Genomic DNA, 13,145 nt, shown 5'->3' with positions numbered 1-13,145 from the left:
GTCCTCTTTACTAGGAGAATACGGATAAATGGAATAGCGTGAAAACCAAGAAATTTTTGTTTTTAAGCTCGGCATACAGCAGGAAATCTAGACATATATATTTGTAACCTAGTGGTGGCAAGGGGTGCACCGTAAGTTAGGTTTAGAAAAAGGGGGAGGGAAGCGGGATGAATATTTTACTTTGCTGTGCAGCGGGAATGTCTTCCAGTTTGATTGTTACAAAGATGGAGAAAGCAGCAGAGGCAAGAGGGATGGAGGTAAAAATCTGGGCAGTATCAGGTTCTGAAGTAAATAGTCACATTGATAAAGCTGATGTCCTTTTACTTGGACCGCAAGTACGTTATTTATTACCGAAAATGAAAGAATTATGTAAAGAGAAAGGGATACCTGTTGATGTCATTCAATCCGTTCATTACGGACTTTGTAATGGGGAAGCTATCTTGCAAGCAGCTTTGTCAATGAAACCATGAGGAGAGTGGGATAGATGATACGGTTTTTAGAGAAGTATGTAATGCCGGTAGCAGGGAAGGTTGCAGAACAGAGGCATTTACAAGCAATTCGAGATGGAATTATTTTAACGATGCCTTTCTTAATTATTGGATCGTTTTTCCTCATTATTAGTGCGCTGCCGATACCGGGATATAACGAGTTTATGGCAGGTTTGTTTGGTGAGAATTGGCAGAGAGCTTTAGGGTATCCAGTTAGTGCAACTTTTAATATAATGGCTTTAATAGCTGTTTTTGGAATCGCTTACAGGCTTGGTGAGTATTATAAAGTGGATGCTTTAGCATCCGGGGCATTGTCGCTTGTGACGTTTTTACTTGCGACTCCATTTCAAGTTGCATATATTATACCAAGTACAAAAGAAAGCGTACTTGTAGAAGGCGCAATCCCAGCTGCATTAATGGGAAGCCAAGGGTTATTTGTAGCAATGATTATTGCACTTATATCTACTGAACTTTATCGGTTTATTGTACAAAAAAAGATAATTATAAAGATGCCAGAGACAGTTCCACCAGCTGTCACGCGTTCATTTGCCGCACTTGTTCCAGGATTTATTGTTGTAACGGTTATTTGGATTTTGCGCTTAATTATAGAAAACACTTCTTTTGGCAGTATCCATAATATCGTAGGACAAATTTTACAGGAACCACTTAGTGTACTTGGTGCTAGTCTTTGGGGCGCAATAATAGCAGTTATTCTAGTTCATGTTCTTTGGTCTTGTGGAATTCATGGTGCTACTATTGTTGGTGGTGTAATGAGCCCTGTTTGGTTGTCGTTAATGGATCAAAACCGAGTTGCTTTTCAAGCTGGGCAAGATGTACCAAATACCATTACGGCACAGTTTTTTGACTTATGGATTTATATGGGCGGTTCTGGTGCAACGCTTGCTCTAGTTGTCGGAATGTTACTATTTGCACGAAGTCAACAATTAAAAAGTTTAGGGAGATTGTCAATTGCACCTGGTATATTTAATATTAATGAGATGGTAACTTTTGGTATGCCGATTGTGATGAACCCACTTTTACTAATTCCATTTATATTAGTTCCAGTTGTGTTAACAATTGTTTCTTACTTTGCAATGGAATGGGGATGGGTCGCACGTCCAAGTGGGGCCGCTGTACCTTGGACGACGCCTATTCTTTTTAGTGGATATTTAGGATCGGGCGGGAAAATTTCAGGTATTATTTTGCAGCTTGTTAACTTTGCGCTAGCATTCTTCATTTATTTACCGTTCTTAAAAATATGGGATAAACAAAAATTGGCGGAAGAAAAGGGGGAGTAAAGAACTAAAATGGATACGATAGAGACGAAAGCTTTTCATTTAATCTTGCATGGAGGAAACGCGAGAAGTTGTTCAATGGAAGCAATTGATTGTGCGAAGCGTGGGGATTTTACAGAGGCAGAAGCTAAATTACAAGAAGCACTAGATGAATTAAAAGAGGCGCACCGTGTACAAACGGAGCTTATCCAGAAAGAAGCTGGTGGCGAAAAGACCGAAGTTACTCTTTTAATGGTACACGCGCAAGATCATTTAATGAATGCAATTACGGTGAAAGAATTAGCGAGTGAGTTTGTAGAGTTATATAGGAAGATGTCGGTGGATGAATGAACCTTGCTTATGCAAGGTTTTTTTATCTCGAATTAACGGGCAGTAAAACTCCCACTAATTAAAATTTCATTTTATGTATGTGCCTGTACCATCAGTGGAATGTTCACCCCACTGATGGTATTTACAATCCTCCTTTTTTCGGATGAGTAAGAGTTATAATTAATCGACAGTAACAATTTCTCCTATACCACGAATTAATCTTTTTATATGCATCCGTTCCGGTTTTAATATATTTACGATATAATCAATCGCTATTTGTGGTTCGACGGTTGTACCGCAAGTATAACAGTCAATAGCTGCAAAATTTTGTTCCGGGTAAGTGTGAATGGAAAGATGGCTTTCCGATAGTAAAACCAAAACAGTAACGCCATGCGGATGGAATTCTTTTGTACTTACGTTTAAAACATGAGCACCAGAGCAATTTGCAGCGTTAACTAAATGGTATTCTAAAAAGTGAATATCATCTAATAGGGAAAAGTCCACTCCCCACAAATCTACTATTATATGCTTGCCAAAAGTAGAATATTCCATAGGGTAGCACTCCTTACTATAATATCGTCAAAACTCCATTTCTGTTTTGTAACATTGATGTAGGATAAGGTTCGATTCTGAATTTATAAGAGCATGGTTACGTTGTTCTAGATGTTCTTCTTTAAATTGAAATAAAGGAAAAAGAAGAGCAGGCAATGTTCGAGGAGTTGGTACTACATATAATTGCTCAATTTGATTGAGTACATGTGCAGAGCTAGCCGCAATATGAAATCCCCAGTCAGTTCCGAAAGAAGGAACGATTGTATGATAACTTTTCACAGTTAATCCAGCATGTTCAATTGTGTTACCGATACTCCAGTATACAAGAGGTGCGTCCGCAGGAGAATTAGATTGGCAGACAAAAGCACCACCTTTTGTTAAGAATGTAGCTATACGAGCAAATAGTTCGCTTGTATATAAAGTACTTAATAATTCTGTCGCTGGATCAGGAAAATCAATAATGATTACATCGTATAAAGATGAAGGCGTATTTAGAAATTCTTTTGCATCGCATACGTGTACGTTCACTCGATTATCAAAAAAAGCGTTTTTGTTTAAAGATACTATTTCTGGAACATTACGTGCCATATTAATCATTGCTTCGTCTAGGTCAACAAGGTCTACATGTAGCACAGTTTCATATTTCAAAACTTCTCGTAAGGCAAGGCCATCGCCGCCACCTAATATGAGAACACGTTTTGGATCAATTACTTTTGACATAATTGGGTGTACAAGCGCTTCATGATAAATTTGCTCATCAACGGAACTAAATTGTAGTTGCTTGTCCAAGTATAAGCGAACATCATTTACTTGGACTAAATTAATATTTTGATAATTACTCTTTTCTTCAAATAACTTCGTATGTTCACCAGCTTGTATTTCCTTTAGAGAAATTTCATCCCACACATCTAAGCTGTGTGAATCCGTAGGTACTATAATTACATTTTCTGATTGTACTTGCTTATCCTGTGCATCTTGTTCTTCTTGTTTACCATGCTTGTCCTGCTTATTTTCTATTTCCTGCGCTTCTAGTTCAAACTTGTCAGAGTTTAATTCAGAACGTTTATCTTTCTTACAGCATGTTATTTTATAAATCTTCATTTTGTTCTTTTTTTCATGTTTGGGCATAGGAATCTCCTTTCAAAGTGTGTGATTTTATTCTATTTTATGTAATCTAGTAGAGTTTGCTTGGACAAAAGATAGAAGAGTGTGTTCAAGAGTATGTTGTTTTTTTACTAGATTTCTACGATGAAAAAAATTTTTTAGTGTTTTTTTATGTTAAACATAACTAGACAACTAAACACTAATCTATTTTCATACAGTTATGTGTTAAAAGCGTGTTGTTTTATAACACACTGTGTGTTTTTTGAGTAACACACTAATTGAAAGCGTTAACACACAAAGAAAATGCTCGAAAAAGCACTGATTTTAGTGGTTTTAAAAAGTTGGCACGCTAATTGCATTAATAAATAGCGTAAAGAAAAATAAATAAACATAAATTTTTTATACTACACAAGGGGGATTTTCAAATGAATATTTTATTATGTTGTTCAGCAGGGATGTCTACAAGTTTACTAGTTACAAAAATGGAAGCGGCTGCAAAAGCTCGCGGTCTAGAAGGAAAGATTTGGGCTGTATCTGGGGATGCAGTAAAAACGAATATCGATCAAGCAGATGTGTTATTACTAGGACCACAAGTTCGTTACATGCTTTCTTCAATGAAAACGCTTGCTGATGAGAGAAACGTTGGAATCGATGTTATTAATCCAATGCACTACGGCATGATGAATGGAGAAGCAGTTTTAGATCACGCATTAACACTTAAAAAATAATTAGGGGGGAAGCGAAATGCAAAAGTTTATTGCATTTATGGAGAAATATATTGTTCCTGTCGCTGGTAAAATCGGATCGCAACGTCACTTAGCTGCGATCCGTGACGGATTTATTGCAGTTATGCCACTTATTTTAGTTGGTGCACTGGCATCACTAATTAATGGTTTTCCGTCTGAAGCTTTCCAAGATTTCATGAAAGGTTTGTTTGGTGAAACGTGGAAACAAGTCGGCGGTGGAATGTGGACTGGTTCTTTCGCGATTCTAGCACTAATCATAGCATTTACAACAAGTTATAACTTAGCAAAATCTTACGGCGTTGATGGTTTGTCAGCAGGTATTATTTCATTTGGTGCGTTAATTATTCTTACGCCAACAACACCGAAAGAAGGCGGATTGAACTTAGCTTGGACAGGTGCACAAGGGTTATTTGTAGCAATTATCGTGGCACTCCTTGTTACTGAAGTATTCCGTTTCTTTGTACAAAGAAACATTACTTTTAAAATGCCTGATGGAGTACCACCAGCAGTTTTAAGATCTTTCGCAGCTATAGTTCCAGCATTTGTTATCTTAACAGTAGTTGCAGGTATTCAATTAGCAGTGAAATTAGCTGGTACAAGTGTTCATGAATTTATCTTTAATACGATTCAATCACCACTACAAAGTTTAGCAGGGACATTACCAAGTGCAATTGTCATTGTACTCCTTGTTCATCTTCTTTGGTTCTTCGGCTTACATGGTCCAAATATCGTTGGTGGTATTATTGAGCCATTATATTTACCGGCATTAGAGAAAAACATGAAGTTATTCCAAGGTGGTACATCTGCATTTGATGTTCCAAACATTATTACAAAACCATTCTTTGATACTTTCGTATATCTTGGTGGTTCTGGTGCAACATTAGCATTCTTGGTAGTGGTATTACTTGTAGCAAAAAGTGCACAGTTACGCGGTGTATCTCGCTTATCAATTGGACCAGGTGCATTCAATATTAATGAACCGGTAATATTTGGTACACCAATTATTTTAAATCCAGTGTTATTCTTACCGTTTATCATAACACCAATTGTATTAGTAATTACTTCTTATACAGCTATATCTATTGGTTGGGTACCAAAAACAGTTGCGATGATCCCATGGGCAACACCACCAATTATTAGTGGTTATCTTGTAACAGGTGGACATCTTTCAGGTGCAATTCTACAGTTATTCAACTTTGTAATTGCGATGGTAATCTATTATCCATTCGTTGTATTATGTGACCGTTCAGTTGTTCGTACTGAAAAAGAAGCAGCGCAAGGAAACAACAACTCTGTACCTATGTAACATAGAGATTGTTCTCACAGACAACGGTGTCTGTGAGAACAATCACCTTTATATCATGTTCAAAAAGATGAAACACATCTGCAAGAACACCAAACTATCATTAATAAATTAAAACTTTAATAGAGATGTTCAAACTGAAGGGGTATTTAAATCGGTTGAACCATAATAGAGAGGGCGGTAATTATGATGACTACAGCAGAACAAATTCCATTCCAATTGATTTTAAATAGTGGCAATGCACGAAGCTTTGCAATGGAGGCACTTCAATTTGCCAAACAGGGGAAAATGGCAGAAGCAGATGAAGCGATGGTAAAGGCGAAAGAAGCGATTAATGAAGCGCATCATTTCCAAACAGAGCTCATACAATCAGAAGCAAGAGGAGAAAAAACAGAGATTAGTGTTCTTTTAATTCACGCACAAGATCATTTAATGAATGCAATTACAGTGAAAGAATTAGCAGCAGAGTTTATTGATCTTTATAAAAAGCTTGAAGCGAAAGGGGAATAAAGCATGACTGGAATTAAAATTGCTACAATCGGCGGTGGATCTAGTTATACACCAGAGTTAATTGAAGGATTTATTAAACGTTATGATGAGCTTCCTGTTCGTGAAATTTGGTTAGTAGATATTGAGGCAGGAAAAGAAAAGTTAGAAATCGTTGGTAACTTAGCGAAACGTATGGTGAAAAAATCAGGTTTACCAATTGAGATACATTTAACACTTGATCGCCGTGAGGCATTAAAAGATGCTGACTTCGTAACAACACAACTTCGTGTTGGTTTATTAGAAGCACGTGCAAAAGATGAAGCAATCCCATTAAAATATGATGTAATCGGTCAGGAAACAAATGGTCCTGGTGGTTTATTCAAAGCGTTGAGAACGATTCCTGTTATTCTAGATATTTGTAAAGACATGGAGGAGCTTTGTCCAAATGCATGGTTAATTAACTTTGCAAATCCAGCTGGTATGGTAACAGAGGCTGTTCTTCGTTATACAAATATTCAAAGAGTAGTTGGTCTATGTAACGTTCCAATCGGAATCCGCATGGGTCTTGCAAGATTACTTGAAGTAGATGCGAGTCGTGTCCACGTTGATTTCGCAGGTTTAAATCATATGGTATACGGACTAGATGTATACTTAGATGGCGTAAGTGTAATGGACCGTGTGTTAGAGCTTGTAACAGATCCAGAAAAGCAAATTACGATGGAAAATATCGCAGCGCTTAATTGGGAACCAGACTTTATTCGAGGACTTCGTGCGATTCCATGTCCATACCATCGTTACTACTACAAAACACGTGAAATGTTAGAAGAAGAAAAAGAAGCTTCTGTTGAAAAAGGTACACGTGCAGAAGTAGTAAAACAATTAGAAAATGATTTATTCGAGTTATATAAAGACCCGAACTTAGATATTAAACCACCACAATTAGAAAAACGTGGCGGCGCTTATTATAGTGACGCAGCATGTAGTTTAATTACGTCTATTTACAATAATAAAGGTGATATCCAGCCTGTTAATACACGAAACAACGGAACAATTGCAAGCTTACCACATGATTCAGCTGTTGAAGTGAACTGTATTATTACGAAAGAAGGTCCAAAACCAATTGCAGTTGGAGATCTTCCAGTACCAGTTCGCGGTTTAGTACAACAAATTAAATCATTCGAGCGCACAACAATTGAAGCTGCTGTTACAGGGGATTATCATAAGGCGCTGCTTGCTATGACAATCAATCCACTTGTACCATCAGATAAAGTTGCAAAACAAATTTTAGATGAAATGTTGGAAGCACATAAAGAACATCTTCCACAGTTCTTTAAAAAGGTAGAGAAGTAAAAGCGGCGCTATTTAGCCCGCTTTTTTTATTCTATTAGGAGGTATTACGATGATTAAGTTAATTGTAAATGCAGATGATTTCGGTCTTACAGAAGGTACAAATTATGGCATTATTGATGGGCATATAAATGGACTTGTAAATTCAACGACGATGATGATGAACATGCCAGGAACAGAGCATGCGGTACGCTTAGCGAAAGAGTACAACCTACTCGGAGTAGGCGTACATCTCGTATTAACAGCAGGGGAACCACTTCTTGGAGACGTACCATCACTTGTAGGTAGCGACGGATCGTTTCATAAACAAAGTGTTGTAAGGGAAGGGAATATAAATCCAGAAGAAGTTGAGAGAGAATGGACTGCTCAAATTGAGAAGTTTTTATCTTACGGATTAACACCAACTCATTTAGATAGTCATCATCATGTGCATGGTTTACCGATTTTACATGATGTTCTTGAGAGATTAGCGGCTAAATATAATGTTCCGATTCGTCGTTGTGAGGAAGATAGAGCGGTGCATCCATTTTCTGATGTGTTTTACAGTGACTTTTATGCGGATGGTGTGACGGAAGATTACTTTGTGAAGTTAAAAGAAAGAGTACAAGGTGAACAAACGGTAGAAATTATGGTTCATCCAGCTTATATTGATCCAGAGCTTGTGAAGCGTTCTTCTTACGTAATGGATCGTGTGAAGGAATTGCGTATTTTAACAGAGAGCAAGTTGCCAGAAGGAGTAGAGCTTGTGAAGTTTTAATAGAAAAACGACGGCTACATCATGCCGTCGTTTTTTATTTATAAAATGGATAGAGCATATCCGCCAAATGCTCCCAGTATAACGATAACCCAAGGTGGTGTTTTCCAAAAAGCTAGTAAGCAAAAAAGAAGCGAAGCGAAAACGAAATCTGAAGCATTTATAACTGTACTCGTCCAAATGGGATCGTAAAAAGCGGCAATTAAAATACCGACAACAGCGGCATTGACTCCAAGTAGTGCGCCTTGTATGAATGATATTTTTCTCACGCTGTTCCAAAATGGTAAAACACCAATAACGAGTAAGAAAGCAGGGAGGAAAATCGCAATTGTTGCGAGTATTGTCCCAAGCGTCCCGTTTAACACTGCTCCTATATAAGAGGCGAATGTAAATAGTGGTCCTGGTACTGCTTGTGTTAATCCGTATCCAGCTAGGAACTGTTCTTTCGTCATCATGCCGTTTTGTACAAACTCACCTTCAAGAAGGGGCAGCACGACGTGTCCTCCTCCAAATACAAGTGCGCCAGAGCGATAGAAACTATCAAATAAAGCGATGTAATAAGAGAACGGTCTTAATATTGGTAGCAGTAGTAATAGTCCAAAGAATAAGACGAGACAAGAAACTGCTATCTTTTTTGAAATAGGTACTTTTATATGCTGAGATTGGCTAATTGGTTGGTTGCGATATAAAAACCAGCCGATAAAGCCACATATTATAATGAGGATCACTTGCGTCCAGCTACTTGGCCATAATAAGGCGATTGCGGCAGTTACAATCGCAATCGTCGCACGGTTGCGATCTGGAGTTAACTTTTGCGCCATTCCCCATATTGCATGAGCGACAATTGCGACTGCTACAAGTTTGAGTCCATGAATCCATCCTGTACTTCCAATTTCGAATTGAGTAAGGAATGAAGCAAAAAAGACTAAAACGAGAACAGATGGAAGGGTGAAACCAATCCAAGAGGTAATTGCTCCTAAAAGCCCGCCCCTTAATAATCCAACTCCCATACCGACTTGACTGCTAGCGGGTCCAGGAAGGAATTGACACAGTGCTACTAAGTCTCCATAACTTTTTTCATCCATCCATTTTCTTTTTTGCACGTATTCGTGGTGGAAATAACCAAGATGAGCGACAGGACCGCCGAATGAAGTAAGTCCTAATTTAAATGAGACGAGAAAAATCTCTAATAATATTTGAAAAGTGTATTTGTTAGTTTTCAATGGAACCCCCCATAATGTTTTTTCTATGTGCATTATACAAGAGACTGTAAATCTAAAGGAACAATTTCAATGTAAAGATTTTGTGAATCTTTTCTTTGTAATTAAAATTGAAAAAGTCATAAATGATTATGTCTAAACCATAAAGTAGTAGAAGTAGTGCTGGGAAATTTATATAAGGAGAATGCCTTATGACAACACATTTCTTTGCCAGGTTAACAGGTAAGAGGGAAGTGCCTCCTGTAAATACAGAAGCTTTTGGGGTAGCAGAGTTTATTTTTAGTGATGATTTAACGAAATTGCATTACAGAGTCATACTAAAAAATATAGAAAAGGTTACATCGTGTCAAATTCATTTAGGAAAGTCTACTCAAATTGGTCCTGTTGTTTTATATTTGTATGGTCCACTGGAGCAAGGGATTAGCTTGAACGAGGGAAGTATTACTGGTGTAGTGAATGTGGAGGATTTTGAGGGACCTTTACAAGGGAAATCATTTGTACATTTACTTCAAGAAATTATTCAAGCAAATGTATATGTTAATGTTCATACGAAATCACAAAAAAGAGGAGAAATAAGAGGGCGAGTTAGAAAAGTAAAGAAGTAGAGGAAAAGGCTGTCCATATGTTGGAACAGCCTTTTCTCATTATATAAGGTGCTAGTTTTAGCGATTATTGTGGGTAAATCGATATATTTTGAAAATCGCTGATATAATCTGAGTTACGCCGATATATTTCAATAATCGCTGATATAACTTGCGTGACGGTCGATATATTTAAAAACTGCCTCGATTAATTTTTCACAGGTTGATTTTTAATAAAGAAGTCCATAACGTAAAATACTTCGTCATCTGGTATTTGTATTTCAAATGTATTTTCAATTGGTTGCAATGCTTTTTTTACTTTCATATACATCCAGTATTCATCTTGTCTTCTTTTCTCTTTATCAGGATGAGGAAGAAGGCTTTCTCCTTTTTGAAGACGGTCAACCATACAGCTCATATGTAGAATAACACCCATTAAGCTATCAGGAGTTAGCTGTAAGGAAATTAATTCTTGGATTGTATTTAATGCGTAACGAATTGTTTTGATCAGTAATGCCCCATCGTTACGCTGCATTTGTTGTTCAAGAATATCCGCCATTTTTGCATATGTTTCTTCATACGTAATTAATTCTTGAATGGGCTGAATTGCTGTGTAGTTTACGATGTCTTGGAAATGATATGTTAAGCATGGTACTTGCACATCGAAATTCGTGACGATACAAATGATGTTACGCTCTTTTTTTATGTTCTCGATCATTTTCGTTAAATCTTTTTCATGGACGATACTAATCGGAATAATTTCAATTAAGTCTTTATTAAATCTTAAATAGTTTTCTAACATTTTTTGAATAGCTAAAGCACTTCCTTCACCAGTTAAACAAGCTGTTAAAATAACAGATTTCATTGGAGAGAGAGGTTTTTTCTTTTCTTCTTGTACGTTTAAGTAAAACGGTGTTAAATTTTTTACTGTTTCATATAGCGCATCTAATGAATAACCGAGCTGAGCCTTTCGAGCTGCTTCTAGTGCATGTGGTGTGCTCGTCATCGAGAGAACACGTACAGGAATTTTGAACTCCGTTTCTAATATGTCACCGATATAAGCAAGTGACCCCATATCAACAAGTAAGAGAAGCCCATTTACATTTTGTAGTGTTTTCATATACACTTTTACACGCTCTAAGAAATCTTTCGGTGATTCGTGTAACGGCATATCAATACCGGTTACTTCCTCAATGCCGAGAAGTTCGTTTGCAACGTTTGCCATTTCAGTTGCGATGCCATTACCGTGTGCTAATATTAATACTTTTACTTCTGTTTGTGAGGCAGGAATTGGATCAACAACGAAGAACATTGTTAAAAAGCCAGCTTCATCAATAGGCATTGTTATTTGTAATTCTTCTTCCAGTAGTTGAATGCCTTGCATAGCGACGGAAAAGGCTTCTTTATATTTCGTACGAATTTGATTTAATTGCGGGTGATGTATTTGTTTTCCACTTTGTAAACGTTGTAGAGTTGTCTGTACATGTAAGCTTAAAGCGAGAAATACTTTTTCATCAAATGTCTTAGATAAATGCTTTTCAGCAAGTTCCGCTATTTTTTCACATACGGAAACGATATTACGATCCACAATTTTAAAAACATTTTCATGGCTTGTTTTTTTTGATATTTGGTTAAAATATTGTACGAAAAAGCTCTGAACATCATTTTCTATTAGTAATTCTAATTCTTCCTCTTCAATACCACGTGCTTGAAGTTCTTCGTATTTATAATCAATATAATCGTAAATAGAAGAGCGTTTTTCATCTTCTGTTTTATGATTACTCCAACCTTCATCACCTGTAAATACAAATGTTTCATTTGGTATTTGGTATAAGTGACGGCTCTTTCTTTCAATGAACAGCCCTTCTTTCATATACCAAGGTAAGTCTGTACTTGAAACATAGACAGAATCACGTTTCTTTGTCACGAAGTCAGAATAGGCTTTTGCACAGGCGATTTGTACATCCGTTTTTAATTGACCGATGTTATTGGGACAATTATAAAAGACGAAAGCACGCATTGCATTTGGGCTAACATGAATTTCTTTTCGCAGACGAATTGCTTCATTTGTGAAAAATAGCTGTAGTAAAGCAAAGCGCTCTTTATGTGTACGCTCACGAAGTGGTGGCAGCGTAACAGTCATCGGTATACGTCTTGTAAATGTTTTTAATAAAAATGAATTTGGTTCTTCTGTTGTTGCAGTAATGATTAATACTTGTGCTTTACGCTCGTTCTCTGTTTCTCCAAGGCGGCGGTATACTCCGCGGTCAATAAAGGTGAAAAGCATTTCTTGGCCTTCTGGAGGCAGACGATGTACTTCATCTAAGAAGAGAATTCCTTCATGAGCTTTTTCAATTAATCCTTTTTGATCACTCGCACCTGTGTAAGCTCCTTTTTTAATCCCAAATAACTGTCCGAGTAGTAGTTGTGGATTGTTTGCGTAATCAGCACAGTTAAAGACGATAAATGGTGCATTTTTGGGAAGCTGTTCAACTTCAATTGCATATTCGTGCATTAAAGAAGCAAACATAGACTTTCCGACCCCTGTTTCTCCTAGTAGTAAAGTATGCATACCGTTTGGAGGGTAGAGAATAGAAGCTTTCGCTTTTTCAATTGCGATTTTAAGGCTCGTATTTTCAATTGCAAATGTATCTAATGAAGTTATTTCTTTTGAATGCGTTTCCAACGAAGTGTTCGTTTCGATATAAAAACGAACAGGACGCGTATTTGTTTTTAATAAACGTTTATCTTTTACAAGTTTGTTTAAGTCGCTACTTACATTAGCGCGATCTAGTTGCAGAAATGTAGCGAGTTCTGACGCGGTTACACCTTCTGTATAATTGCCTTCTTGTATTGCATTAAAAATGAGATCTATTCGTTTCATTTCTATTCACCTCGAAACTTCATCACTATTTAAAATTTTACACAAAAATGGGAAGGGTGGGAAGAGAAAAATA

Annotated in this window: 13 protein-coding genes; 9 read left to right on the top strand and 4 right to left on the bottom strand. The window is 37.0% G+C overall.

What is annotated here, in order from left to right:
• The first annotated feature begins 167 nt into the window (after window positions 1-167).
• Genes RT27_RS08580 through RT27_RS08570 form a run of 3 tightly spaced genes read left to right on the top strand, consistent with a single transcriptional unit; the run spans window position 168 to window position 2,113 of the window.
• Complete coding sequence (locus RT27_RS08580) at window positions 168-470, top strand: PTS sugar transporter subunit IIB (RefSeq protein WP_043935830.1); 303 nt, start codon at window positions 168-170, stop codon at window positions 468-470.
• Window positions 471-484: 14 nt separating this feature from the next.
• On the top strand, window positions 485-1,786 hold the full coding sequence (gene celB, locus RT27_RS08575) for a PTS cellobiose transporter subunit IIC (RefSeq protein ID WP_029443619.1): 1,302 nt from the start codon (window positions 485-487) through the stop codon (window positions 1,784-1,786).
• A 9-nt stretch (window positions 1,787-1,795) separates the two neighbouring features.
• On the top strand, window positions 1,796-2,113 hold the full coding sequence (locus RT27_RS08570; RefSeq protein WP_029443618.1) for a PTS lactose/cellobiose transporter subunit IIA: 318 nt from the start codon (window positions 1,796-1,798) through the stop codon (window positions 2,111-2,113).
• 159 nt (window positions 2,114-2,272) lie between these two features.
• Here RT27_RS08570 and speD read toward each other — a convergent pair whose 3' ends face one another.
• Together speD and RT27_RS08560 are read right to left on the bottom strand one after the other, a co-directional pair.
• Window positions 2,273-2,644, bottom strand: coding sequence for an adenosylmethionine decarboxylase (gene speD / locus RT27_RS08565; RefSeq protein ID WP_043935829.1), 372 nt, complete (start codon window positions 2,642-2,644; stop codon window positions 2,273-2,275).
• A 27-nt stretch (window positions 2,645-2,671) separates the two neighbouring features.
• Window positions 2,672-3,772: a polyamine aminopropyltransferase gene (locus tag RT27_RS08560; RefSeq protein WP_043935827.1), complete on the bottom strand. Its 1,101-nt coding sequence runs from the start codon at window positions 3,770-3,772 to the stop codon at window positions 2,672-2,674.
• Window positions 3,773-4,173: 401 nt separating this feature from the next.
• Here RT27_RS08560 and RT27_RS08555 point away from each other — a divergent pair, with 401 nt between their 5' ends.
• The 5 genes from RT27_RS08555 (at window position 4,174) to chbG (ending at window position 8,390) form a co-directional block, all read left to right on the top strand.
• The gene (locus RT27_RS08555; RefSeq protein ID WP_001023569.1) at window positions 4,174-4,476 is read left to right on the top strand and encodes a PTS sugar transporter subunit IIB; all 303 of its coding nucleotides are present in this window, start codon (window positions 4,174-4,176) and stop codon (window positions 4,474-4,476) included.
• 16 nt (window positions 4,477-4,492) lie between these two features.
• Window positions 4,493-5,800: a PTS cellobiose transporter subunit IIC gene (celB, locus tag RT27_RS08550; RefSeq protein ID WP_001168820.1), complete on the top strand. Its 1,308-nt coding sequence runs from the start codon at window positions 4,493-4,495 to the stop codon at window positions 5,798-5,800.
• A gap of 183 nt (window positions 5,801-5,983) precedes the next feature.
• A complete protein-coding gene (locus tag RT27_RS08545; protein ID WP_000989050.1) occupies window positions 5,984-6,307 on the top strand; it encodes a PTS lactose/cellobiose transporter subunit IIA in 324 nt (107 codons plus the stop codon).
• A gap of 3 nt (window positions 6,308-6,310) precedes the next feature.
• A complete protein-coding gene (gene celF, locus RT27_RS08540) occupies window positions 6,311-7,636 on the top strand; it encodes a 6-phospho-beta-glucosidase (protein ID WP_043935826.1) in 1,326 nt (441 codons plus the stop codon).
• Between the two features lie 49 nt (window positions 7,637-7,685).
• Window positions 7,686-8,390 carry a chitin disaccharide deacetylase gene (chbG, locus tag RT27_RS08535; RefSeq protein WP_043935825.1) on the top strand — a complete coding sequence of 235 codons (705 nt, stop codon included), beginning with the start codon at window positions 7,686-7,688 and terminating at the stop codon, window positions 8,388-8,390.
• 38 nt (window positions 8,391-8,428) lie between these two features.
• Here the strand turns inward: chbG and RT27_RS08530 are convergent, their stop codons facing one another.
• Window positions 8,429-9,610 (bottom strand): chromate transporter, encoded by a 1,182-nt coding sequence (locus RT27_RS08530; protein ID WP_043935824.1) that lies wholly within the window; start codon window positions 9,608-9,610, stop codon window positions 8,429-8,431.
• Between the two features lie 188 nt (window positions 9,611-9,798).
• Here RT27_RS08530 and exsM point away from each other — a divergent pair, with 188 nt between their 5' ends.
• Complete coding sequence (gene exsM / locus RT27_RS08525) at window positions 9,799-10,212, top strand: exosporium regulatory protein ExsM (RefSeq protein WP_000207046.1); 414 nt, start codon at window positions 9,799-9,801, stop codon at window positions 10,210-10,212.
• A gap of 184 nt (window positions 10,213-10,396) precedes the next feature.
• Here exsM and RT27_RS08520 read toward each other — a convergent pair whose 3' ends face one another.
• The gene (locus RT27_RS08520; protein ID WP_043935823.1) at window positions 10,397-13,072 is read right to left on the bottom strand and encodes a sigma-54-dependent transcriptional regulator; all 2,676 of its coding nucleotides are present in this window, start codon (window positions 13,070-13,072) and stop codon (window positions 10,397-10,399) included.
• Between the last annotated feature and the right edge of the window lie 73 nt (window positions 13,073-13,145).

The sequence above is a fragment of the Bacillus sp. L_1B0_5 genome, assembly GCF_000836715.1.
In the GTDB taxonomy this organism is placed as follows: domain Bacteria; phylum Bacillota; class Bacilli; order Bacillales; family Bacillaceae_G; genus Bacillus_A; species Bacillus_A thuringiensis_S.
Note: the sequence above shows the minus strand (reverse complement) of the source record. Positions and strands in the feature narration are given on the sequence as shown.